Origin of the sequence: Azospirillum formosense, from assembly GCF_040500525.1 — a bacterium.
Taxonomy (GTDB): Bacteria; Pseudomonadota; Alphaproteobacteria; order Azospirillales; family Azospirillaceae; genus Azospirillum; species Azospirillum formosense_A.
The window spans coordinates 1,751,321-1,775,783 of the sequence record NZ_CP159402.1; the positions used below are offsets into that span (position 1 = coordinate 1,751,321).

Annotated in this window: 23 protein-coding genes; 9 read left to right on the forward strand and 14 right to left on the reverse strand. The window is 68.3% G+C overall.

Annotation, left to right across the window (positions count from 1 at the left end):
• Positions 1 to 9: 9 nt before the first annotated feature.
• The 3 genes from ABVN73_RS08375 to ABVN73_RS08385 all read right to left on the reverse strand — a co-directional run bounded on the left by ABVN73_RS08375 (position 10) and on the right by ABVN73_RS08385 (position 4,174).
• On the reverse strand, positions 10 to 714 hold the full coding sequence (locus ABVN73_RS08375) for a hypothetical protein (protein ID WP_353857612.1): 705 nt from the start codon (positions 712 to 714) through the stop codon (positions 10 to 12).
• Positions 715 to 854: 140 nt separating this feature from the next.
• The gene (locus ABVN73_RS08380) at positions 855 to 2,546 is read right to left on the reverse strand and encodes a methyl-accepting chemotaxis protein (RefSeq protein ID WP_353857613.1); all 1,692 of its coding nucleotides are present in this window, start codon (positions 2,544 to 2,546) and stop codon (positions 855 to 857) included.
• A gap of 434 nt (positions 2,547 to 2,980) precedes the next feature.
• Entirely contained in the window at positions 2,981 to 4,174 is a 1,194-nt protein-coding gene (locus ABVN73_RS08385; protein ID WP_353857614.1) for a VWA domain-containing protein, read from the reverse strand.
• Positions 4,175 to 4,241: 67 nt separating this feature from the next.
• On the opposite strand from ABVN73_RS08385, the gene ABVN73_RS08390 reads away from it, so the two are divergent.
• Together ABVN73_RS08390 and ccoG are read left to right on the forward strand one after the other, a co-directional pair.
• Positions 4,242 to 4,793 carry an HD domain-containing protein gene (locus tag ABVN73_RS08390; protein ID WP_109070583.1) on the forward strand — a complete coding sequence of 184 codons (552 nt, stop codon included), beginning with the start codon at positions 4,242 to 4,244 and terminating at the stop codon, positions 4,791 to 4,793.
• Between the two features lie 108 nt (positions 4,794 to 4,901).
• The gene (gene ccoG, locus ABVN73_RS08395) at positions 4,902 to 6,383 is read left to right on the forward strand and encodes a cytochrome c oxidase accessory protein CcoG (protein ID WP_353857615.1); all 1,482 of its coding nucleotides are present in this window, start codon (positions 4,902 to 4,904) and stop codon (positions 6,381 to 6,383) included.
• Between the two features lie 124 nt (positions 6,384 to 6,507).
• Here the strand turns inward: ccoG and ABVN73_RS08400 are convergent, their stop codons facing one another.
• The gene (locus tag ABVN73_RS08400) at positions 6,508 to 7,422 is read right to left on the reverse strand and encodes a pyridoxal-phosphate dependent enzyme (protein ID WP_353857616.1); all 915 of its coding nucleotides are present in this window, start codon (positions 7,420 to 7,422) and stop codon (positions 6,508 to 6,510) included.
• A gap of 419 nt (positions 7,423 to 7,841) precedes the next feature.
• The gene (locus tag ABVN73_RS08405; RefSeq protein ID WP_353857617.1) at positions 7,842 to 8,687 is read right to left on the reverse strand and encodes a MoxR family ATPase; all 846 of its coding nucleotides are present in this window, start codon (positions 8,685 to 8,687) and stop codon (positions 7,842 to 7,844) included.
• Positions 8,688 to 8,803: 116 nt separating this feature from the next.
• On the opposite strand from ABVN73_RS08405, the gene ABVN73_RS08410 reads away from it, so the two are divergent.
• Positions 8,804 to 9,208, forward strand: a complete 405-nt coding sequence (locus tag ABVN73_RS08410) for a DUF962 domain-containing protein (protein ID WP_353857618.1) — start codon at positions 8,804 to 8,806, stop codon at positions 9,206 to 9,208.
• Here the strand turns inward: ABVN73_RS08410 and alaS are convergent, their stop codons facing one another.
• Positions 9,209 to 11,878: an alanine--tRNA ligase gene (alaS, locus tag ABVN73_RS08415; RefSeq protein ID WP_353857619.1), complete on the reverse strand. Its 2,670-nt coding sequence runs from the start codon at positions 11,876 to 11,878 to the stop codon at positions 9,209 to 9,211. It lies immediately after the preceding gene.
• A gap of 446 nt (positions 11,879 to 12,324) precedes the next feature.
• Positions 12,325 to 13,404: a recombinase RecA gene (recA, locus tag ABVN73_RS08420; RefSeq protein WP_353857620.1), complete on the reverse strand. Its 1,080-nt coding sequence runs from the start codon at positions 13,402 to 13,404 to the stop codon at positions 12,325 to 12,327.
• Positions 13,405 to 13,702: 298 nt separating this feature from the next.
• On the opposite strand from recA, the gene ABVN73_RS08425 reads away from it, so the two are divergent.
• Positions 13,703 to 14,206: a class I SAM-dependent methyltransferase gene (locus ABVN73_RS08425; protein ID WP_353857621.1), complete on the forward strand. Its 504-nt coding sequence runs from the start codon at positions 13,703 to 13,705 to the stop codon at positions 14,204 to 14,206.
• Between the two features lie 12 nt (positions 14,207 to 14,218).
• Here the strand turns inward: ABVN73_RS08425 and ABVN73_RS08430 are convergent, their stop codons facing one another.
• Genes ABVN73_RS08430 through flgB form a run of 7 tightly spaced genes read right to left on the reverse strand, consistent with a single transcriptional unit; the run spans position 14,219 to position 20,226 of the window.
• Positions 14,219 to 16,744, reverse strand: a complete 2,526-nt coding sequence (locus ABVN73_RS08430; RefSeq protein WP_353857622.1) for a PAS domain S-box protein — start codon at positions 16,742 to 16,744, stop codon at positions 14,219 to 14,221.
• Between the two features lie 50 nt (positions 16,745 to 16,794).
• Positions 16,795 to 17,871, reverse strand: coding sequence for a flagellar biosynthesis protein FlhB (gene flhB / locus ABVN73_RS08435; protein WP_353857623.1), 1,077 nt, complete (start codon positions 17,869 to 17,871; stop codon positions 16,795 to 16,797).
• A 15-nt stretch (positions 17,872 to 17,886) separates the two neighbouring features.
• Positions 17,887 to 18,657, reverse strand: coding sequence for a flagellar biosynthetic protein FliR (gene fliR / locus ABVN73_RS08440; RefSeq protein ID WP_137103270.1), 771 nt, complete (start codon positions 18,655 to 18,657; stop codon positions 17,887 to 17,889).
• Positions 18,654 to 18,974, reverse strand: a complete 321-nt coding sequence (locus ABVN73_RS08445; RefSeq protein ID WP_353857624.1) for a flagellar biosynthetic protein FliQ — start codon at positions 18,972 to 18,974, stop codon at positions 18,654 to 18,656. Before ABVN73_RS08445 ends, fliR begins: the two co-directional genes overlap by 4 nt.
• A gap of 51 nt (positions 18,975 to 19,025) precedes the next feature.
• The gene (gene fliE, locus ABVN73_RS08450; RefSeq protein ID WP_014240969.1) at positions 19,026 to 19,325 is read right to left on the reverse strand and encodes a flagellar hook-basal body complex protein FliE; all 300 of its coding nucleotides are present in this window, start codon (positions 19,323 to 19,325) and stop codon (positions 19,026 to 19,028) included.
• A gap of 38 nt (positions 19,326 to 19,363) precedes the next feature.
• Positions 19,364 to 19,774 (reverse strand): flagellar basal body rod protein FlgC, encoded by a 411-nt coding sequence (gene flgC / locus ABVN73_RS08455; protein WP_094302992.1) that lies wholly within the window; start codon positions 19,772 to 19,774, stop codon positions 19,364 to 19,366.
• 47 nt (positions 19,775 to 19,821) lie between these two features.
• Positions 19,822 to 20,226 (reverse strand): flagellar basal body rod protein FlgB, encoded by a 405-nt coding sequence (gene flgB, locus ABVN73_RS08460; protein ID WP_353857625.1) that lies wholly within the window; start codon positions 20,224 to 20,226, stop codon positions 19,822 to 19,824.
• A gap of 222 nt (positions 20,227 to 20,448) precedes the next feature.
• Here flgB and ABVN73_RS08465 point away from each other — a divergent pair, with 222 nt between their 5' ends.
• The 5 genes from ABVN73_RS08465 to ABVN73_RS08485 all read left to right on the forward strand — a co-directional run bounded on the left by ABVN73_RS08465 (position 20,449) and on the right by ABVN73_RS08485 (position 24,397).
• Complete coding sequence (locus ABVN73_RS08465; protein WP_353857626.1) at positions 20,449 to 20,775, forward strand: EscU/YscU/HrcU family type III secretion system export apparatus switch protein; 327 nt, start codon at positions 20,449 to 20,451, stop codon at positions 20,773 to 20,775.
• Complete coding sequence (locus ABVN73_RS08470) at positions 20,772 to 21,149, forward strand: hypothetical protein (RefSeq protein WP_353857627.1); 378 nt, start codon at positions 20,772 to 20,774, stop codon at positions 21,147 to 21,149. Before ABVN73_RS08465 ends, ABVN73_RS08470 begins: the two co-directional genes overlap by 4 nt.
• A gap of 8 nt (positions 21,150 to 21,157) precedes the next feature.
• Positions 21,158 to 21,517, forward strand: a complete 360-nt coding sequence (locus ABVN73_RS08475) for a flagellar biosynthetic protein FliO (RefSeq protein ID WP_353857628.1) — start codon at positions 21,158 to 21,160, stop codon at positions 21,515 to 21,517.
• Positions 21,514 to 22,287 (forward strand): flagellar type III secretion system pore protein FliP, encoded by a 774-nt coding sequence (gene fliP / locus ABVN73_RS08480; RefSeq protein ID WP_353857629.1) that lies wholly within the window; start codon positions 21,514 to 21,516, stop codon positions 22,285 to 22,287. The genes ABVN73_RS08475 and fliP overlap by 4 nt, the downstream gene beginning before the upstream one ends.
• A 211-nt stretch (positions 22,288 to 22,498) precedes the next feature.
• Positions 22,499 to 24,397, forward strand: coding sequence for a potassium transporter Kup (locus tag ABVN73_RS08485; RefSeq protein WP_353857630.1), 1,899 nt, complete (start codon positions 22,499 to 22,501; stop codon positions 24,395 to 24,397).
• Positions 24,398 to 24,463: the final 66 nt, after the last annotated feature.

The following is a 24,463-nucleotide window of genomic DNA, read 5'->3' on the forward strand; positions in this document are numbered from 1 at the left end:
CATCGGCCGTCAGATCTCGCCCTTGGCGAGCGCGCTTTGCAGGCGTCCGATGGTGTCGGCCAGATTGACGCCCAGATCCTTCGCCACCTTGTCCCAGGGCATGGCGGTCCAGGCACCCTGATCCGCGCACTTCTTGCAGGCGCTCCGGGTTCCCGACCCGATGTTCACCTCCTTGGGCGAGCGGACGGCCACATATTCCTTGTATGCCTCCTCCGCCGGGTCCGCCTTCGACAGCTTGCCTTTCAGGATCTTGTCGTAGAGTTCGACATTCTCGAGCGACATTTCCTGCTTGGCCATCTTGTGCAGAAGCTTGAACCAGTAGGGCGACTTGAAATAGCCGTCGATGGTCTTCGGCAGATCGTCGAACCGCTCCAAATCCGTCACGACGCTGCCGGCGATCTTGTTCAGCGACGCCACCATGTCGGCGCAGGCTTCGGCGTAGACAGTGTCGCCGTCCTGCTTGGCCGCCTTGCCCGCCGCGTCGAGCGTGGGGATGTAGCCGCTTGCCGCGGATTGGAAGGCACGGGCGTGCTTCTGGGCATCCTGCACGGTCGTGGCGGCGTCGTAGCTCTTCAGCGCGCCTTCCAGGCCGGTCGAGTTGATCTTGCTGAACAGCTTGCCGAAACGGCTCTTGGGGTCGGGCTTCTTCTTGCCCGTCGCTTTCTCGAAGCGGTCCTTCGCCTTCTTCCAGGACGCCAGATAGGATTTCGCCACGGTTCCCCTCCATTCGAACACGAATTGGGCGTGACGATAAAAACGGGATTTCGGTCCGGCAAACGCCGTTCGGTCCGTTCAGGATGAGAATGGGCGGGGGGCGTGTCCCGACACCCCCCGCCGACCCTGGACGCGCCCCCTTACGCGGCGCGGATGCCCGCCAGGAAGCGCTCCACCTCCGTCCGCAGAACCTCCGACTGGCGGGACAGCTCCCCGGCGGCGCCCAGAACCTGGGTGGCGGCGGAGCCGGTCTGGCTGGCGCCGTCGCTGACCTCGGTGATGTTGGTGGTCACCAGATGGGTGCCCTGCGCGGCCTGCTGCACGTTGCGGGCGATCTCGCCGGTCGCCGAGCCCTGCTCCTCCACCGCCGAGGCGATGATCGTGGCGATCTCGCTGATGGTGCCGATGGTGTCGCCGATTCCGTTGATGGCCGCCGCCGCCCCGCCGGTGGCCTCCTGCATCGACGCGATCTGGGAGGCGATCTCCTCGGTCGCCTTGGCGGTCTGGTTGGCGAGGTTCTTCACCTCCGACGCCACCACGGCGAAGCCCTTGCCGGCCTCCCCGGCGCGCGCCGCCTCGATCGTCGCGTTGAGCGCCAGAAGGTTGGTCTGGCTGGCGATGTCGGTGATCAGCTTCACCACGTCGCCGATCCGCTGCGCCTGCGCGACGAGGCCCTGGACGCGCTCGTTGGTCTGCTGCGCCTCGCCCACCGCGTGGCTGGCGATGCTGGTGGAGCGGGTCACCTGACCGCTGATCTCGTTGATCGACGCGCTCAGCTCGTTGGTCGCCGCGGCGACGGTCTGCACGTTGACCGAGGCCTGCTCGGCCGCCGCCGCCGTGTTGGCCGCCTGCCCCTTGGTCCGGTCGGCGGTCGTCAGCATGCTCTGCGCCGTGGCCTCCAGCTCCGTGGCGGCGGAGGCGACGGTGCGCAGGATGCCGGAGACGTTGCGGTCGAAGGACTGGACCAGCTCCTCGACGGCGTGGGTGCGCCGCTCCTTGGCCCGGCGCTCCGCCTCTTCGGCGGCCATCATGCGCTCGCGGTCGATGGCGTTGTCCTTGAAGACCGCCACGGCCTTGGCCATGCCGCCGATCTCGTCCCCGCGGCCGAGGCCCGGCACCGCCACGGAGGTCTCGCCCTGCGCCAGACGCACCATGGTGTCGGTGATCCCGGAGATCGGGCGGGAGATCCCGTTGCGGGCGACCAGGATGCTCAGCGCCAGCGCACCGAGTCCCCCGCCGATGCCGACGACCAGCATCAGGGTCGTCATCAGGCTGTTCAGAGCGCCCAACTCTTCGTTGGCCTTGGCGATGCCCTGCATGTTCCGCTCGGACGCCGCCTCCATGATCTGGCCGAGCTTGTTGCGGATCGCGCGCCCCTCAGTGGTGTCGCCGTGCTTGCGCGCCTCCGCGGGGCCGGTTTCAACGCCGAGGCGGGCAAGCTCGTTGCGGTGCATGACGAAGGCTTGCGCTGCCTGCTCGGCTTCCCGGAATTCGGTCATGGCCTGCGGAGGCAGGAGCGCCTCCAGTTCCCCCATGAGCGTTTCCAGGTCTCTGGTGGCGCTGAAGATGTTCTTCGCGTAGGGGGTGGCGTCCGTGGTGGTGTCCGCGGCATAGACGCCGCGGCTTTCCATGACGACCTTATAGATCACCCCATTGATCCGCTCGCTGAGCAGCGCACGCTCGGACCAGTTCTGAATGCTGTCGACCCTGTCGTCGTAGGTCTGCATTCCGAAGAAGCCAACCCCTCCAACCACGGCAGCCACCAGTCCCAGGATTGCGACGACACTGTAGACCTTGGCGCTGATGCTGATGCGCGCGAGAACCCCCTCCATTGCCCCTTATCCCCATTGCTGCACGGTGTATTCACGAAGCCGCATGCTTCGTATCGCCAGCCCGCGCGATCAAGGGATAACGATCCGCGCACATCGTTTTCCGGGCAATGTTGCGAAGATGCCGCATAAACGAGCCACAATGTTTAAAACTTCTATAAAGGCGCCCCGACTTGTATCGGGAAGCAATACGGGTCCGAAAAGCTTCCAAAGTCTTAACGGCCCCGCGCAAGCTTCCGGTTATTGGCATGTTTACAGGATTCCACAATTTATAATAACGCCGCCGCCGGTCATGGTGCGCGGCGCATCGGAAAATTCCCCCTCCGGTTGCACCTCCGGACGCCGCCCGGCCCAAAGCGGCGGCGTGAACGGGGCCGCACTCCGGCAAACGCCGTTCGGTCCGATCGGGATGTCGTGAAGCCGGCGTCCGGACGGTTCTACCGCACCAGTTCCCGCATCGCGGCGTCCAGCCCTTGCAAAGTCAGCGGGTACATGCGCCCGTTCAGCAGCCGTTGCAGGATGCGGGTGCTCTCCGTGTAGCCCCACAGGCGTTCCGGTGCGGGGTTCAGCCAGACGGCGCGGCTGTAGACGGACAGCAGCCGCTGCAGCCAGACCTGCCCCGGCTCCTCGTTCCAATGCTCGACGCTGCCGCCGGCATAGACGATCTCGTAGGGGCTCATCGCCGCGTCGCCGACGAAGACCAGCTTATAGTCGGCGGGATAGGTGTGCAGCACGTCCCAGGTCGGCGTGCGCTCCTCGTGGCGGCGCTTGTTGTCGCGCCACACGCTCTCATAGACGCAATTGTGGAAGTAGAAGTGCTCCAGATGCTTGAACTCGCCCTTCGCGGCGGAGAACAGCTCCTCCACCAGCCGGATGTGGTCGTCCATGGAGCCGCCGATGTCGAGGAACAGCAGCACCTTCACCGCGTTGTGCCGCTCCGGCACCATCTTCAGGTCCAGCCAGCCGGCGTTGCTGGCGGTGGCGCGGATGGTGCCCGGCAGGTCCAGCTCGCTGGCCGCCCCGGTCCGGGCGAACTTGCGCAGGCGGCGCAGCGCCACCTTGATGTTGCGGGTGCCGATCTCGACCTGATCGTCCAGATTCCGGAACTCCCGCTTGTCCCACACCTTCACGGCGCGGCGGTGGCGGGATTCGTGCTGGCCGATGCGCACGCCCTCCGGGTTGTAGCCGTAGGCCCCGAAGGGCGAGGTGCCCGCGGTGCCGATCCATTTGGAACCGCCCTGATGCCGCCCCTTCTGCTCCGCCAGCCGCTCCGCCAGCGTCTCCATCAGCTTTTCCCAGCCGCCCAGCGCCTGGATCTGCGCCTTCTCCTCCTCGGTCAGGAAGCGTTCGGCCAGCTTGCGCAGCCATTCCTCCGGCAGGTCGACCACGGGGACCTCGTCGCCCCCGGCGCCCTCCGCCCCTTCCAGCCCCTTGAAGACCTGCCCGAACACGCGGTCGAAGCGGTCGAGATTGCGCTCGTCCTTCACCAGACAGGCCCGGCTGAGGTAATAGAAGTCTTCGACGCGGAAGTCGGCGACGCCGCGCTTCATGGCCTCCATGAGCGTCAGATACTCGTTCAGCGAGACCGGCACGCCCGCCTTGCGCAGTTCGAAGAAGAAACCCGTGAACATGCCGCTTCCCCCCGTGGGGTTCCGTCCCCATCCGTCCCCATCGTAGCGCCGACCCGCCAGGAACGCCATGACAGCCCTTCTCGACTTCGCCCGCGCGTTGGAGTTCGCCGCGCACAAGCACATCGACCAGCGCCGCAAGGGCGTGCGCGCCGAGCCCTACCTCAACCATCTGTCGGAGGTGGCGTTCCTGTGCGCCGAGGCGACGGCGGGCAAGGACCCGGTGGTGGTCATCGCCGCCCTGCTGCACGACACGCTGGAGGACACCGACGCCTCCTATGAAGAGATCGAGCAGCATTTCGGGGCGGAGGTCGCCGGCGTCGTCGCCGAGACCACCGACGACAAGCGCCTGCGCAAGGCGGAGCGCAAGCAGCGCCAGATCGACGCCGCCCCCACCGCGTCGCCCCGCGCCAAGCTGGTGAAGCTGGCCGACAAGGTGTCCAACCTGCGCTCCATGGCGCACAGCCCGCCCGCCGACTGGCCGCTGGAGCGCAAGATAGAATATTTCGAATGGGCGCACGCGGTCGTCGCCGGCCTGCGCGGCACCGACGCGCGGCTGGAATCCCTATTCGACCGCGCCTACGAGGACGGGCTGGCCGAGTTGCGCGGCGAGGCGGTCTAGATCCATTTCGCCGCCGCGGCGGCTGATTTACCGCAGTGTGACTACATCACGGAAGGCTTATAAAGGAGGGGCTAGGTTGACCGCCGCGTCAAAGCAAGGTCGCACGCCATGTCCCTCACCTCTCCGGCACCCGCCGCCCCAACCCCGGCCGCCCATGATGCCGACCAGCCGCGCGAGCGCTGGTTCGTGCAACGCCCCAAGGTCTACGCCGCCGACGTCCATGGCCGCTTCCGCCGCCTGAAATGGCTGGCCCTGGCGGTCCTGCTGGGCGTCTACTACGTCACGCCCTGGCTGCGCTGGGAGCGCGGGCCGGGCATCCCCGATCAGGCGGTGCTGGTCGACATGGTGGGCCGGCGCGCCTACTTCTTCTGGATCGAGATCTGGCCGCAGGAGGTCTATTACCTGACCGGCCTGCTCATCATCGGCGCCTTCGGCATCTTCTTCGCCACAACCCTGCTCGGCCGCGTCTGGTGCGGCTACGCCTGCCCGCAGACGGTGTGGACCGACCTGTTCATGTGGGTGGAGCGCAAGCTGGAAGGCCCGCGCACCGAGCGCATCCGGCTCGACAAGGCGCCGCTGTCGGCGCGCAAGCTGGGCCTCAAGGCGTCGAAGCACGCCATCTGGCTGGCGATTTCCCTGGTCACCGGCGGCGCCTGGATCTTCTACTTCAACGACGCCCCGACCCTGCTGCGCGAGATCGCGACCGGCGCGGTGTCGTGGAAGGTGCTGGCCTTTGCCGGGCTGTTCACCGGCACCACCTACTTCTTCGCCGGCTGGGCGCGCGAGCAGATCTGCATCTACGTCTGCCCGTGGCGCAGCTTCCAGGCGGCGATGGTGGACGAGGACACTTACGTCGTCACCTACCAGGACTGGCGCGGCGAAGGGCGCGCCCCGCTGCGCAAGTCGCAGAGCTGGGAGGAGCGGACGGCGGAGGGGCTGGGCGACTGCATCGACTGCAAGCTGTGCGTCCATGTCTGCCCGACCGGCACCGACATCCGCAAGGGGCAGCAGATCTCCTGCATCGGCTGCGGCCTGTGCGTGGACGCCTGCAACGACGTGATGGCCCAGGTCGGGCGCCCCGGCGACCTGATCCTGTTCGACACCCGCTCCAACCAGGTCGCCAAGGCGGACGGTCAGGCCGCCCCGGTGCGGCTGCTGCGCCCGCGCACGGTGATCTACGCGCTCATCATCCTGGTGGTGGCCGGCGCCATGGCGATCTCGCTGGCGCTGCGCCCGACGCTGGACGTCAGCGTGCTGCGCGACCGCGCCCCGCTCTATGTGCAGCGGTCGAACGGCGACGTGCAGAACGCGTACACCGTCAAGATCCTCAACAAGACGCACGAGGCGCGGACCTACCGCCTGTCGGTCGAAGGGTTGGCGAACGCCGACCTGTCGGTCGCCAGCGTGGACGCCCAGTCGGGGAACGCGCTGACACTCGCCGCGGAAGCGGATTCTGTGGCGACCTACCGCATCTTCGTCCGCGTGCCGCGGGGCGCCGCGACGCCGGGCTCCACCGACGTGACGGTGCTGGCGCGCGACCTGACCAGCGGCGAGATCGGCCGGCACCGCAGCGTCTTCATGGCGCCCTAAAGCGGATTGCAATCCGCTTTGGACCGCGACGGCGGTCCCGGTCGCACATGCGACCGGAGCCTGCCGGCGAGTGAGGTTGATATGAGTCTAAAGCGAACGGAAGTTCGCTTTAGCCGCCGAACCGTCAGGCCGCCAGCGTCTGGACCCCAAGCGTGCGCACCAGCGTGCCAGGGTCCACGTTGCGGCCGGACAGAACGGCGACGGTCCGGCCGGCCGCCGGAACCTTCCCGGCCAGCAGGGCCGCCACCGCGGCGGCTCCGGCCCCTTCCGCCACCATGCCGAACGCACCGTGCAAGGTGCGCATCGCCGCCGCGACCTCCTCCTCCTCCACCTCGACCAGGGCGTCGACGAAGCCGGCCAGCAGAGCCTGCGGCAGCTTGCCCAGCGCGTCCACCGCGATCCCGTCGGCCAGGGTCGGCCCCCGTCGGCGCGCCAGCCGCACCCCGACCACGGTGACGGAGGGCTTGCGCGCCTTCACCGCCGCCGCCATCCCGGCCAGCAGACCGCCGCCGCCCACCGGCACCACCAGCGTGTCGAGGTCCGGGCGGTCGGCCAGCACCTCCAGCCCCACCGTGCCCTGCCCCGCGATCACGTCCGGGTCGTCGTAGGGATGCACGAAGGTCAGCCGACGCTCCGCCGCCAATTGCAGCGCGCGGGACTTGGCCTCGCCGACGTTGGCCCCGGACAGCACGACCTCGGCGCCCAGCGCCTCCGTCCGTTCGACCTTGCAGCGCGGTGCGGTGACCGGCATGACGATGGTCGCCGCCACCCCCAGTCGCTGGGCGTGCAGCGCCAGACCGGCGGCGTGATTGCCCGCCGACATGGCGACAACGCCCGCCGCGCGCTCCTGCGCCGTCAGGCGCAGCAGGCGGTTCAGCGCGCCGCGCTCCTTGAAGGCGCCAGTCGCCTGGAAGGTCTCGGCCTTCAGCCAGACGTCACGCCCCAGCACCGGAGCGGGCAGCAGCGGCGTGCGGACGATCCGCCCATCCAGACGCTCGGCGGCGTCCTCGATGGCGGAGAGGGGGAGCCAGGACGGCAAACGGTCTTCAGCATCATGACGAACGGAAACGGACGGCAGACGGGTGGCGTGCGCGGACGGCATCGCGGGAGTCCTCGGGCGGAGGGAACGAACGGGGGGCGGAAAAGGAAGGCGCGAAACCCGGCCCGCGTCAGCGGACCGGGACGATAATTCGCGCGGAGCCCCGCATTCGCTCCGCCGGATGGCGCAACGCACGCGTGAAGGACCGGGTGAGGGGATCGTGATGGACCGGATTGCGGGTTCCGGAAGACCCAGGGCGCACGGACACGCCACACTCCACACCAGATTGCGAAAACGAACACTCGCGGTCCGGCGCCCTCTGTCAGAGCGCCGGGGCGGTAATTCGCATTCGGTTCAGGTGCGGGGTCGCTTGCATGGGTTCAGGCTGCCCCAGAAGGGCGGCGCCGGTCAAGCGCTTCCTACCGCCCTTCCCGCTTGGCGAGAAAAGCCAGCCGTTCCAGCAGATGAACGTCCTGCTCGTTCTTCAAAAGCGCGCCGCACAGCGGCGGGATCAGGCTGCGGGCGTCCTTGGCGCGCAGGGTCTCGGGGTCCACATCCTCGACCATCAGCAGCTTGATCCAGTCGAGAAGCTCCGAGGTGGAGGGCTTCTTCTTGAGACCCGGCACCTCGCGCAGGCCGTAGAACAGCGTCATCGCCTCGCGCAGCAGGTCCTGCTTCAGGCCGGGATAATGAACGTCCACGATCCGCTCCATGGTGTCGCGATCGGGGAAGCGGATGTAGTGGAAGAAGCAGCGGCGCAGGAAGGCGTCCGGCAGCTCCTTCTCGTTGTTCGACGTGATGATGACGAGGGGTCGCCGCGCCGCCTTCACGGTCTGCCGGGTCTCGTAGACGTGGAACTCCATGCGGTCGAGTTCGAGCAGAAGGTCGTTGGGGAACTCGATGTCGGCCTTGTCGATCTCGTCGATCAGCAGCACGGGGGGTTCCGGCGCCTCGAAGGCCTCCCACAGCTTGCCGCGCACGATGTAGTTGCCGATGTCGTGCACTCGCTCCTCGCCGAGCTGGCTGTCGCGCAGGCGGCTGACCGCGTCGTATTCGTAGAGGCCCTGCTGCGCCTTGGTCGTGGACTTGATGTGCCAGGCGAGCAGCGGCTTGTTCAGGGCGCGCGCGACCTCCTGGGCCAGCACGGTCTTGCCGGTGCCCGGCTCCCCCTTCACCAGCAACGGGCGCTCAAGCGTGATGGCCGCGTTGACGGCCACCATCAGGTCGTCGGTGGCGACGTAGGAGTCGGTGCCGGTGAAGCGCATGCCAGTCGGTTCCGCGGTATTGTTCGTTGACCCGCGCATCCTTCCAGCACGGCGGGCGTCATGCAAGACGGAACCGCCGCAGGCCGCCCGGCGTTCCCCCGCGGAAGGAGTCCACTATGGCGACCGATCCCAATTTCTGGCCCGATTATCTGGAACAGCACCGCGACCCGGCGAACCGGGCGCTGCACGTCGCCGGCACGCTGTCGGCGGCGGCCCTGCTGGGGGTGGGCTTGGCGCGCCGCGACTGGCGGGCGCTGGTGGCCGCCCCGCTGGTCGGCTATGGCGCGGCGTGGCTGGGCCATTTCCTGGTGGAGCGCAACCGGCCCAAGACGTTGGACGCGCCGCTGGCCTCGCTGGCCGCGGACGTGCGCATGGCCGGGCTCGCCATCTCCGGCCAGCTGGCGCGGGAATACCGGCGCTACGGCATTCCCGACCGCCGCGGTCTCGTCATCCGCCGGCACCCGCCGGGCGCACCCGCCCCGGATTTGGAGCGGGCGGCGCCGGACGAAACGCGTCGTTAGTTAGGAGGCGGCCTTCGCCGCCAGCGCCTTCTCGATGGCCTCGACCGCGGCGGGCGCCAGCGCGGCGTCCGGACCGCCGGCCTGCGCCATGTCCGGACGGCCACCGCCGCCCTTGCCGCCCAGAGCCTCGGCGCCCACGCGCACCAGATCGACGGCGCTGATCCTGGCCGTCAGGTCGTCGGTGACGCCGACCACAATGGACGCCTTGCCCTCGTTGGAGGCGATCAGAACGACGACGCCGGAACCGACCTGCTTCTTCAGCTCGTCGGCCATCGGCTTCAGGTCCTTGGCGGGCAGGCCCTCGACAACGCGGGCGGCGTACTTGATGCCCGCGACGTCCTTGGCCTCGTTGCCGCCGTCCGCCTTGGCGCCGCCGCCCATCGCCACCTGACGGCGGAGTTCGGCCAGCTCGCGCTCCATCTTCTTGCGCTCGTCGACCAGCGCGGCGAGGCGCGTCGGGACGTCCTCCGGACGGACCTTCAGGACGGACGCCGCCTCGGTCAGCAGATGGTCGCGCTCCGACAGCCACGCCTTGGCGCCGGTGCCGGTCAGCGCCTCGATGCGGCGCACGCCGGCGGCGACAGCGCCCTCGGCGACGATCTTGAACAGGCCGATGTCACCGGTGCGGCGGACGTGCGTGCCGCCGCACAGCTCGATCGAGTAGTCGCGGTCCAGCTCGCCGTGCGGGCCGCCCATGGAAACGACGCGCACCTCGTCGCCGTACTTCTCGCCGAACAGGGCCATGGCGCCGGACGCGCGGGCCTCGTCCGGGGACATCAGGCGGGTCACGACCTCGCTGTTGCCGAGGATGCGGCGGTTCACCTCGTCCTCGACCGCGGCGATGTCCGCCGGGGTCAGGCCGGTCGGCTGGCTGATGTCGAAGCGCAGGCGCTCCTGCGCGACCAGCGAGCCCTTCTGGGTGACGTGCTCGCCCAGGCGGCGGCGCAGCGCCTCGTGCAGCAGGTGGGTGGCCGAGTGGTTGGCGCGGATGGCCGACCGGCGCTCCGTGTCGACGCGCAGTTCCACCACGTCGCCGACCTTCAGCGTGCCCTTGGTGACCGTGCCGACATGGGCCCAGACGGCGCCCAGCTTCTTCTGGGTGTCGGAGACGACGACCTCGGTGCCCTCGGCGGAGAAGATCACGCCGGCGTCGCCGACCTGACCGCCCGACTCGCCGTAGAAGGGCGTCTGGTTCACGATGACCAGCACCTCGTCGCCGGCGGCGGCCTGCTCGACGCGGGCGTCGCCCTTGACGATGGCGGTCACCTTGCCCTCGGCGACCTCGGTGTCGTAGCCGAAGAACTCCGTGGCGCCCAGTTCGTCCTTCAGCTCGTACCACAGCTTCTCGGTCGCGGCCTCGCCGGAACCGGCCCAGGATTCGCGGGCCTTGCGGCGCTGCTCGTCCATCGCCGTCTTGAAGCCGGCCTCATCGACCGGGCGGCCCTGGGTGCGCAGCACGTCCTGCGTCAGGTCGAGCGGGAAGCCGTAGGTGTCGTACAGCTTGAAGGCGACGTCGCCGGGCAGCGGCTGCCCCTCGCCCAGGCGGCCGACCTCGTCCTCCAGCAGGCGCAGGCCGCGCTCCAGCGTCTGCTTGAAGCGGGTCTCCTCCAGCTTCAGCGTCTCGACGATCAGGGCGCGGGCGCGGTTCAGCTCCGGATAGGCGTCGCCCATCTGCTGGATCAGCGCCGGGACGAGGCGGTGCATCAGCGGCTCGGCAGCCCCGATCATGTGGGCGTGGCGCATGGCGCGGCGCATGATGCGGCGCAGCACATAGCCGCGGCCTTCGTTCGACGGCAGAACGCCGTCGGCGATCAGGAAGGAGCAGGAGCGCAGATGGTCGGCGATGACGCGGTGCGAGACGGCGTGCGCGCCGTCCGGCGCGGTCTTCGTCGCCTCGGCGGAAGCCACGATCAGCGCCCGCATCAGGTCGATGTCGTAGTTGTCGTGCTTGCCCTGAAGCACGGCGGCCAGACGCTCCAGCCCCATGCCGGTGTCGATGGACGGCTTCGGCAGGGCGATCAGGTCGTCGGGACCGCGCTGCTCATACTGCATGAACACGAGGTTCCAGATCTCGATGAAGCGGTCGCCGTCCTGGTCGGGCGAGCCCGGAGGGCCGCCGGCGATGTGCGGGCCGTGGTCGAAGAAGATCTCCGAGCAGGGACCGCAGGGGCCGGTGTCGCCCATGCGCCAGAAATTGTCGTCGGTCGGGATGCGGATGATGCGGTCGTCCGACAGGCCGGCGACCTTGCGCCAGATGCCCGCCGCGTCCTCGTCGGAGCTGTGGACGGTGACCAGCAGCTTGTCCGCCGGCAGCCCGAACTCCTTCGTCACGAGGTTCCAGGCGAAGGCGATCGCGTCGTCCTTGAAGTAGTCGCCGAACGAGAAGTTGCCCAGCATCTCGAAGAAGGTGTGGTGCCGCGCCGTGTAGCCGACGTTGTCCAGGTCGTTGTGCTTGCCGCCCGCGCGCACGCATTTCTGCGAGGTGGTGGCGCGCGAATAGGGTCGCTGCTCCGCCCCGGTGAAGACGTTCTTGAACTGCACCATGCCGGCGTTCGTGAACATCAGCGTCGGGTCGTTGCGCGGAACCAGCGGCGACGACTCCACGATCTGGTGACCGTTCTTCGCGAAAAAGTCCAGGAACGTGCGGCGGATGTCGTTGGCGGTCTTCATAAGCTGTCCAGGCTCCGGCTACGGTCGGCTACAATCGGCGGCGCGGCCTTGTTCGCGGCCGAACCGTGCTTTTAACGTGACTTGCGGTGGCTGTCCACCGAGTGCCCGCCACTCCCCTGCGCGGCGACAGGCCGCGTGGACGGAGCGCCACACATTTGCATGATCGTCGGCGCGGACGGGCGATGGATGACCACCGCCCCGCCGCTCAGAAGGAGATGAGAGGATGCGGAAAATCCTCGAATTCCTGATCCTGCTGTTGCGGGCGCTCAAGCTGCCGCTTGAGATCCTGAACCGCTAGGACCGGGCCGGCGGACGGGTGCTGGAACACCCGTACGCCCAGCCTGAATGTAAGGTCTTTCCAGCCGTCCGGCAAGACGGCGAAAAGCCCCTCCCCGGCGGACCGGAGAGGGGCTTTCACGTAGAGAAACCAACCTGACGCCTTGGAATCACTCCGGTGTGGCGGCGTCCGCGTCGGCTTCCGGGGTGCCCATCATGGCGTCGGCGACGAGGCCGGCGTTGCCGCGGATCTTCGCCTCGATGGCGTCGGCCACCGCCGGGTTGTTGCGCAGGTAGGTCTTGGCGTTCTCGCGGCCCTGGCCGATGCGGGTGCCGTCGTAGCTGAACCACGCGCCCGACTTCTCCACCACGCCGGCCTGGATGCCGAGGTCGAGAAGCTCGCCCACCTTCGACACGCCCTCGCCGTACATGATGTCGAACTCGACCACGCGGAACGGCGGGGCCATCTTGTTCTTCACCACCTTCACGCGGGTCTGGTTGCCCACCACCGTCTCGCGGTCCTTGATCGCGCCGATGCGGCGGATGTCCAGGCGGACGGAGGCGTAGAATTTCAGCGCGTTGCCGCCCGTCGTCGTCTCCGGGTTGCCGAACATCACGCCGATCTTCAGGCGGATCTGGTTGATGAAGATCACCAGGCAGTTCGACTTGGCGATGGAGCCGGTCAGCTTGCGCAGCGCCTGGCTCATCAGGCGGGCGTGCAGGCCGACGTGGCTGTCGCCCATCTCGCCTTCCAGCTCGGCGCGCGGCACCAGGGCCGCCACCGAGTCGACCACCAGCACGTCGACGGCGCCGGAGCGCACCAGCGTGTCGGCGATCTCCAGCGCCTGCTCGCCGGCATCGGGCTGGGAGATCAGCAGCTCGTCCACGTTCACGCCCAGCTTGCGGGCGTAGGACGGGTCCAGGGCGTGCTCCGCGTCCACGAAGGCGCAGGTGCCGCCGCCCTTCTGGGCCTGGGCGATGGCATGCAGCGCCAGCGTCGTCTTGCCCGAGCTTTCCGGCCCGTAGATCTCGATGATGCGGCCGCGCGGCAGGCCGCCGATGCCCAGCGCGATGTCGAGGCCGAGCGAGCCGGTGGAAACGACCTCCGTCTCGACCGTGTTCTCGCGGGCACCGAGCTTCATGATCGAGCCCTTGCCAAAGGCGCGCTCGATCTGCGCCAGAGCGGCATCCAGGGCCTTCTGCTTATCCATGGAATCCTTCTCGACCAAACGAAGCTGTGCGGACGACATGCCCGTCTCCCCTTGTTAGATCACATCCGCGGCCCCAGGGCCAACGATCTCACCAACGGTCATTCGGTGAGAGGGAATGTACCAGCTTTGTTCCCCTACGCAAAGCCCTAAGTTCCGCGAATGTTCTCATGCAAAGTTAGGAACGATCCGCCGTTGCGCAATCTCCATTCGTCGGCTCCATTCGTCGGCTCCATTCGTCGGCTCCGTTCGCGAGCTTCGTTCGCTGCCGGTGCAACGAAGTGCCGACTGCGGCGTTCAGGAGGGGATGCACCGCCAACGACACGCCGAAACGCCACGCATGACGACAGCCCACTCCACGCTCGACCGCATGATCGACCGACTCACCACCCAGCGCGTCGCGCTCGGCTGGGCCGCCGGCTGCGTCGCGGGAACGCCCGGTCTGGTGATGGAGATCGGCTTGGGCAAGGGCCGCACCTACGACCATCTGCGCGGCCTGTTCCCGCCGCGCGACATCCTGGTCTTCGACATGTGGGCGCGGGTTCCCGCCTCCCTGCGCCCGGACGAGGACCGGCTGTTCCTGGGCGATTTCCGCGACACGCTGCCCGCCGCGACGGGGCGCTTCCGCGGTGCGGTGAGGCTGGCCCACGCCGACATCGGCAGCGCGCGGGAGGACGAGGAAGAGGGCATCCGCCATTGGATCGGCGAGCTGATCGACCCGTTCCTGGCGCCGGGCGCGCTCGTCCTGTCGGACCGTCCGATCGGCGCCGGGCGGCGCGGGTGGGAATCCCTCGACGTTCCGGGAACGGACCGCTGGGCCTATCACGGCTGGCGGGTCGGATAAGGCCCCGGCCGGTCACTTCCCGTCCCGGATGACCTCCTTCACCTTGGAGGCGAGCTGCTTCAGCGAGAAGGGCTTCGGCAGGAAGTGGGCGACCTCGACCCCGTCGATCTCGCCCAGACGATCCTCGGCGTAGCCGGAGATGAAGATCACCCGCATGTCGGGCCGCATCTGCCGGACATGGCGGGCCAGCGTCGGGCCGTCCATCTGCGGCATCACCACGTCGGTGATCAGCAGGTCGATGCGGCTGCCGTCCGTGCCGATCTGCTGCAGCGCCGCCTCGCCGTTCTTGGCCTCCAGCACCTGATAGCCCTTGTTGCGCAGCGCGCGCGCGGAGAAGACGCGGACGGCGTCCTCGTCCTCGACCAGCATGATGGTGCCGGAGCCGGTCAGGTCGCTGCCGCGCCGCTCGCGCGGCTCGCCCTGGTCGGGACGGGCCTCGCCCTTGTGGCGGGGCAGCAGGATGGTGAAGGTCGTGCCCTCCCCCTTCTCCGACTCGACCAGGACGAAGCCGCCGGTCTGGCGGACGATGCCGTAGACGGTGGACAGCCCCAGCCCGGTTCCCGATCCCACGCCCTTGGTCGTGAAGAAGGGCTCGAAGATGCGCTGGAGATTCTCCCTGGGAATGCCGCAGCCGGTGTCGATCACCTCGATGGACACATACTCGCCGGGCGGGATGGTCTCGTGCTCGCGGCGCTGCGCCTGATCCACCACATGGTTGGAGGTGACGATGGTCAGGCGCCCGCCCCCGGCCATGGCGTCGCGCGCGTTGACCACGAGGTTGATGATGACCTGCTCCAGCTGGTTCTGGTCCACCTTGACGTAGCCGATGTCCCGGCCGTGGAGCATCTTCAGCTCGATGTTCTCGCCGATCAGCCGGCGCATCAGATTGCCGAGTTCGGCCAGCACGTCGGTCACGCTGAGGATGCGCGGCTGGAGCGTCTGCTGGCGCGAGAAGGCCAGGAGCTGCCGCACGAGGTTGGCGGCGCGGTTGGCGTTCTGCTTGATCTGCATGATGTCGCTGAAGGACTGGTCGCCCGGCTTGTGGCGCAGCAGCAGCAGGTCGCAGAAGCCGATCATCGCGGTCAGAAGGTTGTTGAAGTCGTGGGCGACGCCGCCGGCCAGCTGACCGACCGCCTGCATCTTCTGCGACTGGGCGAACTGGGCCTCCAGACCCTTGCGCTCGGTCATGTCGATGAAATGCAGGATCAGCCCCGCGGCCCCTTCCGGCCCCACCCCGCCGAGCCGCCGCGCGTAGAGCTGGGCCACCAGCTCGCGCCCGCCGGTCAGCCGCACCTCCAGCGGGGCGGCGGGGTCGGAACCGCCCTGAACGGCGGTCAGCCGCTCGGTCACCATGGCGCGCTCCGCCGGGACGATCAGGTCGGCCATGGCCCGGCCGAGGATGTTGCCGGCCTCGCTGCCGATCAGCGCCAGGAAGGCCTGGTTGCACTCGGCCAGACGCCCGCCCTCGTCCACCAGGGCGATGCCGATGGGCGCGTCCTCGAAGAAGCGCTGGAAGCGCTGCTCGGACAGCCGCAGGGCCTCCTGCCATTCGCGCTCCGGCGTCAGGTCGCGCACGACGGAGCGGGTGTGGGAGATCCGCCCGTCCTCGCCCCTCACCACGCTCTGCGCGACATAGGCCTGGAAGCGGCGGCCCTGGAGCCCGTTCATGGCGATCTCGCCGCGCTGCTCCAGCCCGCCGCCGTCCAGCAGGTCGTAGGGCGCGCAGCCGGCGGGCGGATGGGCCAGCACGTCGTGAAGGCGGCGTCCGCCTTCGACCAGATCCTCGGGCGCGCAGCCCAACCACTTCGCCAGGGTCGCGTTGACGAACTGGAAGTGCCCGTCCTGGTCCACCGAGAAGAAGCCGATCGGCGCGTGGTCCATGAAATCGACGAGCTGGGTCTGCTCGCGCCGCGTCACCTGCTCCAGCTCGCGCCGGGCGGTGATGTCCTCGACGCGCCACATCACCGCGCCGGCGTGGCCGTCGATGGGCTGGCCCTGGATGCGGCGCCACTCGGCGGCGCGCCCCTGCTGGCGGACCGCCAGTTCGATGGAGCCGGAATAGCCGCCCTTCACCCGCTCGCACAGGCGGCGGAAGGCGTCGGCGCTGTCGGGATCGTCGGCGAACTGGCGTTCGAGCGCGCGCAACGGCGGCTCCCCCTCGCTCCAGCCAATCAGCGAGCGGAAGGTGCTGTTGACGAACACCACATGCCCGGCCCCGTCGCAGACGAGCTGGCCGGACGGAAGCCCCTCCAGCGCGCTGCCCAGCAGCGAGCCGACGCGGGCCACCCGCCGCCGCGCGCGGACCATGCGGAGCGCCAGGGCCAGAGCCCCCGCCCCGGCGGTGGTCAGGCCGGCCCAGGCCAGCGGGTCGTGGTCCAGAAGCACCCCGGCCCCCGCCGCGACCAGACCGGCCAGAAGAAGGACCGCCAGAATCCCGGTGGCGAAGCCGCCGCCGGGCCGTTCCGCCACCCCTGCGGCACCATCGGTGCGCCGTCCGGCGGGAGCGCTGTCGGCAAAGGAAGAGGTCGTGTCGTCCACCGGAACTCCAGGTCAGCCGTTCGCCGCAAGGAAAGGTCCGGGAACGGTCCTCAGTTCCGCACCGCGCGTCCTTTCAGCTTGAAGACATAGGTAATGACTTCCGCCACGGCGCGATAGTGCTCGGACGGAACCTCCTCGTCGATATCGCATGCGGCATAGAGCGCTCGGGCGAGGGGCGGATTCTCCATCACCGGCACGCCGTTCTCCTCGGCGATCTCGCGGATCTTGAAGGCGACGGCGTCGGCGCCCTTCGCCACCACCATCGGAGCGCCCATGGTTGTGGAGTCGTATTTCAGCGCGACGGCGAAGTGGGTCGGGTTGGTCACCACCACGTCGGCGCCGGGCACCGCCGCCATCATGCGCTTGCGCGCCCGCTCGAAGCGCAACTGGCGGATGCGGCCCTTCACATGCGGGTCGCCTTCGGCCTGCTTGTGCTCGTCCTTCACCTCCTGCTTGGTCATGCGCATCCTCTTGTCGAAGCTGTGGCGCTGCCAGAACAGGTCGGCCCCGGCGATCAGGGTCAGGATGGCCAGCACGCCGGCCAGCAGCCGGAAGGTCAGCCCGTCCATCTCGCGGAGCAGCATCATCATGTCGATCCCGATGAAATGCTCGATGGTGAGCATCATCGGCTGGAGCGCGATGTAGGCGACGATGCCGACCACCGCGACCTTGGCCAAGCTCTTCAGCAGATCGACGCCCTTCTGGGCGCTGAACAGATTGGCGATGCCGGAGATCGGATTCAGCTTGTTGAATTTCGGCGCGATCAGCTCCCAGGAGACGTTGAAGCCCTTCTGCCCGATGGTGCCGATCACCCCGGCGAACAGCAGGAACAGGATCGGAAGCCACAGCGCCCACAGGATGTCCTTCATCACCTGCATCAGCACCGCGCCGACCCCGCCCTGGTCCATGGGGATCTGGTCCAGATTCTCGAAGAAGAAGTTCAGGCGGGGCACCATGCCCTTCAGCGTCCCGGGCAGGGTCGTGACCAGGATCACCAGCGCCGCCGCGATCATCAGCCAGTTGCCGATTTCCTGGGTCATCGCGTACTGGCCCTGCTTGTGGGCCTCGTCGAGCTTCTTTTGCGTCGGCTCTTCTGTTTTGGATGATTCATCCGCGTCTTCGGACACCGGATCTCTCCCCGCTCAGCCCGGTCTCAGGAAATCGACGAAGGCGGCCTCGAAATGGGTCAGCCAGAACATCATCATCGCGGCCAGCGTCAGGGCGAACATGAACAGCCCAAGCGCGACCTGGAGCGAGGTGAACAGGAAGAACACCTGGATCTGCGGCGCCAGCTTGTTCAGCAGCCCCAGCGCCAGGGCGAACAGCATGCCCGAGATCAGGAACGGCGCCGCCATCTGCACGCCCAGCACGAAGGACTTGCCGACCAGCTGTCCGACCACGTTCGCCATGTCGTCGATGGGGATCGCCGCCCCGGGCGCGAAGGTCGAATAGCTGTCCACCACCGCCATGATCAGCAGGTGGTGCAGGTTGGTGATGAAGATCAGCAGCAGCCCCAGCCACCCCAAAAGGGCGCCGGGCAGCGACCCCTGCGACGCCATGGCCGGGTTGAACATCTGGGCGTTCGACAGGCCGGACTGGAGCGCGATGATCGTCCCGGCCACCTCCAAGGCGCCCATCAGCAGACGCGCGACGGTGCCCATGAAGATGCCGACGGTCACCTCGCCGGCGATCAGGACGAACAGCCGGAAGATGTTGTCGGGCATCGGCGGCATGCGGTCGCCCAGCACCGGCGCCACCAGAACGCTGACCGCCACGGAAAAGAGAAGGCGCGTGCGGGCGGAGACGAAGGCGTCGCCGATGGTCGGCATGATGCTGAAGGCCGTCCCGACGCGCGCGAACACCAGCAGCCAGACGAAGATCTGGTCGCCCAGAAACTGCTGGAGCAGGTTCATCCGCCGCCGCCGGGCAGGTTTCCGGCGTTGGGCACGCTGTTGACGCCGGTGCCGATGGCGACGATGCGGTCGGCGACCTCATGCTCGAAGAACGACCGCAGCTCGCCCAGCATGAAGGGCATCAGCAGGATCGACAGGCCGAAGACCAGCAGAACCTTCGGCACCATGGCCAGGGTCTGCTCGCTGATCTGGGTGACCGCCTGGAAGACCGAGATCACCGTGCCGACCACCATCATGGCGACCAGAACCGGCGCCACCACGAACACCAGCGTGACGATGGAGGTGCGGCAGATCTCGATGACGTCGGTTTCGCTCATGATGCTTCGCTCAGGGCACGGGCGTCAGGGTCGGCTGCTCAGGGGCCGCCGTCAGATCGGCATGCGCAGGATTTCCTGGTACGCCGACAGCACCTTGTCGCGCACGGCGGTGACGGTCTGCAGCGTCACCTCGGCGTTGGTCACGGCCTGGACCACGTCGGTCAGGTCGGCCTGCCCGACGGCGGCCTTGGCGGTCATCGTCTCGCCCTGCTTCAGGTCGCCGATGACCTCCTTGGCGGTCTGCTCCAGCACGTCGCCGAAGCTGACGCCGTTGCGCGGGGCCATGCCCGGCCCGGTCGTGGAGGCGGCGGTGTTCGCATAGGCCGCGGCGGCGTTGATCGGGTTGACCATGGGACGTGCGTCCTTCCTTCAGAAAAGCGTCGCCGCGCTCAGGCGCGGAGGATGTCGATGGTGCGCGTCAGCATCTGGCGGGCGCTGTCGACGGCCGACAGGTTCGCCTCGTAGGAGCGCTGCGCCTCGCGCATGTCCATCGCCTCGACCACCGAATTGACGTTGGGCAGCAGCACGTAGCCGTCCGCGTCCGCGGAGGGGTGCGAGGGGTCGTAGCGCCGCTCGAAGTCCTTCTTGTCGACGTCGATCTTGGCGACGCGGACCAGATCGACCCCCATCTGGCGGTCCAAGGCGTTCTGGAACATCACGACCTTGCGCCGGTAGGGCAAATCGCCCGGCGTTTCCGCCGTCGTGTTGGCGTTGGCCAGATTTTCCGCGATGGTCTTCAGACGGGTGCCCTGCGCCTTCATGCCGGACGCGGACACCGCCATCGACGTGTAGAGATCCATCTTTCCGCCTCCTTAGCCCCGAACCCCATCCGAACGCCGACTAACCCTCAACCGCCGCTGCGGATGGAGGAGCGGATCAGGTTGACCTGCTTCTTGTAGAGGTTCGTGATGGTCTGGTAGTCCATCCCGGTCTGTCCCTGTTTCAGCATCTGCTCTTCCAGGACCACGTTGTTGCCGTCCGGCGCCGTCTCGTAAGGATCGCGCTGGCGCTGCTCCTGGTTCAGCCCGCCCGCGCCGCGCGTCCCCTGGAGATGCGAGGCGTTGGTCGCGGTGGGCTGGAGGCGGCGGCTGTCGGACAGGGCGTCGCGGAAGGTGAAGGGCTTCAGGTCGCGGCCCTTGTAATCCGGCGTGTCGGCGTTCGCGATGTTCGCCGCGATCACGTTCTGGCGTTCGGTCAGCCAGCCCATCTTGCGCGACATCAGCTTGAAGAGGCCGAGGTTTTCGAGATTCATCGCCGGGTTCCGGTCTGGGGGCCTGCCGCCCGGACGCGCGAAGGCGCAGCGGGACGGGCGGGATGCATCACAGCATTCCGATCTTCCGCCGTTTCAGTTAATCAAAGATGAATCCCACCCACCACGCCGCTCCCCCTCCGCCGCCGCGCTTCAGCTTCATGCTTCGTTAAGCATGTTCCGCCAGGATACGCCCATCGACACAGGCCATCCGGCAGGAGCCCCTTGTCCGAGCCGACTCCCAACCGCCGCCCTCTCCCCAACCGGCCCGTCGCGGTCGCGCTGAAGTATGAGCTGGGCGACCAATCCCTGCCCCGCGTGGTCGCCACCGGCAAGGGGCATGTGGCCGAACAGATCCTGGAGCTGGCCTTCGCCAACGGCGTCAAGGTGCGCGAGGACGCCGACCTCGTGCAGATCCTGTCGGCGGTGGACATCGACTCGGAGATTCCCATCGAGGCCATCGCCGCCGTCGCCGAGATCCTAGCCTACGTCTACCGCGCCAACGGCACGCTGCCGCCCTCGGCGGAACCGGCCGCCGGAGAGGTTCCGTGACCGGCACCGCCACCCTCCTCCTCGACATCCAGGCGCTGGCCGCCGCGCTGGAGGAGACCCGCGACCAGATGGAGGCCGGCTTGGCGGCGGACCTCACCGGGCTCGACACCCGCGTCGCCGCCCTGTGCGCCGAGGCGCAGTCCGCCCGCGGCGACGCCGAGCTGGCCGCCGCCCTGGAACGCCTGCTGCCGACGCTGGACGCCGTCGCGTCCGCGCTGACCCGCCAGAGGGAAACGCTGGCCGCCGCCGCCGAAGGGCGCCACGACCCCCACACCGCGCGCCAGCGCGCCAGCGCCGCCTATGGCCGCGGCGCAGCCGCTGCGCCCGGCGACCTTCCGCCCGAACCGCCGGCCACGCCGTCCCGACAGAGCTGACCTGATCCATGGGCCTCGACCAGTACATCCAATTCGTTCTCGCCCTCGCCTTCGTCATCGCGCTGATCGTGCTGGTGGCCTGGGTGATGCGCCGCATCGGCTTCGGGGGCATGACGGCCTCGTCGGGACGCCAGCGCCGTCTGGGCGTCGTCGAGGTGTTGCCGCTCGACGGCAAGCGCCGGCTGGTGCTGGTCCGCCGCGACGACCGCGAGCATCTGCTGCTGCTGAGCGCCTTCGGCGACCAGGTGGTCGACCAGACGCCGCGCGGCGGCTTTCAGGGCGCGCTGGCCGAGGCTTCCGCCCCGCCATCCGCCCCGGCCCGCCCGACGGGGCCCGCTCCCCTGCCGTCCGCGGGAGACCGGTCATGACGACCGGCACCGGCGCGTCGAAGCGGCTGGCGTTCGCCGGCCTGCTGGCGCTGGCGATCGGCATCGCCGGCGCGCTGGCCGCCGGGCCGGCGCTGGCGCAGAGCATGACCTTCGACCTGGGCGACGCCGGGGGATCGACCACCGGACGCATCGTCCAGATGGTCGCGCTGATCACCGTGCTGTCGCTGGCGCCGTCGATCCTGATCATGATGACGGCCTTCACGCGCATCGTGATCGTGCTGTCCTTCCTGCGCTCGGCGCTGGGCATCCAGCAGGTGCCGCCGAACACGGTGCTGATGTCCCTGGCGGTCTTCCTGACCTTCTTCGTCATGGCCCCGGTGTTCGAGCGGTCCTACAACCAGGGCATCCAGCCGCTGATCAACCAGGACATCGACGAGACGGAGGCGTTCCGCCGCACGGTCGCCCCGCTGCGCGAGTTCATGCTGAAGCACACCAGCGAGAAGGACCTGCGCCTGTTCATGGACATGGCGCGCATCGAGAACGTGGCGGACGCCGAGCAGACCCCGCTGCACGTCCTGGTCCCCGCCTTCATGATCTCGGAGATCAAGCGGGCCTTCGAGATCGGCTTCCTGCTGTTCCTGCCCTTCCTGATCATCGACATGGTGGTGTCGTCCATCCTGATGTCGATGGGCATGATGATGCTGCCGCCGACCATGGTGGCGATTCCGTTCAAGATCATCTTCTTCGTTTTGGTCGACGGCTGGTACCTGATCGCCGGGTCGCTGGCCCGCAGCTTCGGCACGCTGTAGGCGCGTCCCTCGGGGGCGCCGGCCGGTCCCGGCACAGATCGTCGCAGGCGAAACGGCCAGCGGACGGGCGCATCGGCTTGCGCTAGTATTGGGCCAGGGAAGAGCGTAAGAGGATCGGCCCGCGCGAGCGCACCGACCGCCGCCGTACCCGCAGCTTGTGGCTTTCTCGTCCCCCGCTCGGACTCCCAACGGACCCCCCTCGACGTCCCACATGTCAGACACGACCCTGAAAGCCGCGGCACCCGACAAGGGCAGGCTGGCCGCGCTCACCCTCGGTGCGCTTGGCGTCGTTTACGGCGACATCGGCACCAGCCCGCTCTACACGCTGCGCGAATGCTTCTCGCCGGAGCACGGGCTCGCCCTGACGCCGCAGAACATCCTCGGCATCATGTCCATGGTCTTCTGGGCGCTGGTGCTGGTGGTCACGGTGAAGTACGTGCTGTTCGTCATGCGCGCCGACAACAAGGGCGAGGGCGGCATCCTGGCCCTGCTGGCGCTGGCGACCAACAGCCGGCCCGATTCCACCGGACGGCTGTCCGGCCTGATGGCGATGGGCCTGTTCGGCGCCGCCCTGTTCTACGGCGACGGCATGATCACCCCGGCCATCTCCGTCCTTTCCGCGGTGGAGGGGCTGGAGGTGGCGCAGCCGGCGCTGGAGCGGGTCGTGGTGCCGGTGACCGTGGGCATCCTGATCGCCCTGTTCGGGATCCAGAGCCGCGGCACCGAGCGGGTCGGCCGGCTGTTCGGCCCGATCATGGTCGCCTGGTTCGCCACGCTGGGCCTGCTCGGCCTGATCGAGCTGGTCAAGGAACCGCAGGTCCTGGCCGCGCTCGACCCACGCCACGCCGTGCGCTTCTTCGCCTCGAACGGCTGGATCGGCTTCCTGGTGCTGGGCGCCGTCGTGCTGGCCGTCACCGGGGGCGAGGCGCTCTACGCCGACATGGGCCATTTCGGCCGCCGCCCCATCAAGGTGGCGTGGCTGGCGGTGGTGCTGCCCGCCCTGCTGCTGAACTATCTCGGCCAGTGCGCCCTTCTGCTGAGCGACCCCTCGGCGGTGCGCAGCCCCTTCTACCTGCTGGTGCCGGAGTGGGGCCTCTACCCGATGATCCTGCTGTCGACCTGCGCGGCGGTGATCGCCAGCCAGGCGGTGATCTCCGGCGTCTTCTCGCTGACCCGGCAGGCGGTGCAGCTCGGCCTTTGCCCGCGGCTGGACATCCGCCACACCTCGCAGGAGGAGGGTGGGCAGATCTACATCCCGCGCGCCAACTGGGGGCTGCTGTTCGCGGTCATCGGACTGGTCCTGTGGTTCGAATCCTCCAGCCGGCTGGCGACCGCCTACGGAATCGCGGTGACCGGCGACATGGTCATCACCACCATCCTGGCGCTGGTCGTGGCGCACCGCCGCTGGAACTGGAGCCTGCCCGTCTGTCTGGCGCTGGGCGCGCTGTTCCTCAGCGTCGATCTGGCGCTGTTCCTCGCCAACGCGGTGAAGATCCCGCACGGCGGCTGGGTGCCGCTGGTCATCGCCGCGGTGACTCTCGGCCTGATGTCCACCTGGCGCCGCGGCCGCGCCGTGCTGAACCGCCGTCTGGCCGAGGATTCCCTGCCGCTGGATGGCTTCGTCAAGCGACACGCCAAGTCCTCCGACATCCAGCGGGTGAAGGGAACGGCGATCTTCCTGACCTCCAGCGCCGACACGGTGCCCATCGCCCTGCTGCACAACCTGAAGCACAATCAGGTGATGCACGAGCGCATCGTCTTCCTGACGGTGCTGGTCGAGGACGTGCCCCGCGTTCCGGCCAAGGAGCGCGTCGTCCTGGAGGGACTGGCCGACGGCTTCTACCGGCTGACGGTGCGCTACGGCTTCTCGCAGGAGCCGAACATTCCCAAGGCGCTGCGGCTGTGCAAGGCGTTCGGGCTGGAGTTCGACGTGATGACGACCTCCTTCTTCCTCGGCCGCGAGACGCTGATCCCCCGCATCAACCCGCAGATGGCCCAGTGGCGGGAAAAGCTTTTCGTGGTGATGTCGCGCACCGCGGTCAGCGCCACCGACTTCTTCAAGATCCCGCCGAACCGCGTGGTTGAGCTGGGCACCCAGGTTCAGCTCTGACGCTTTGCCGCCCTGCCAATGAAAAAGCCCCCTTCCGATGGAAGGGGGCTTTTTCATTGAGCGAAG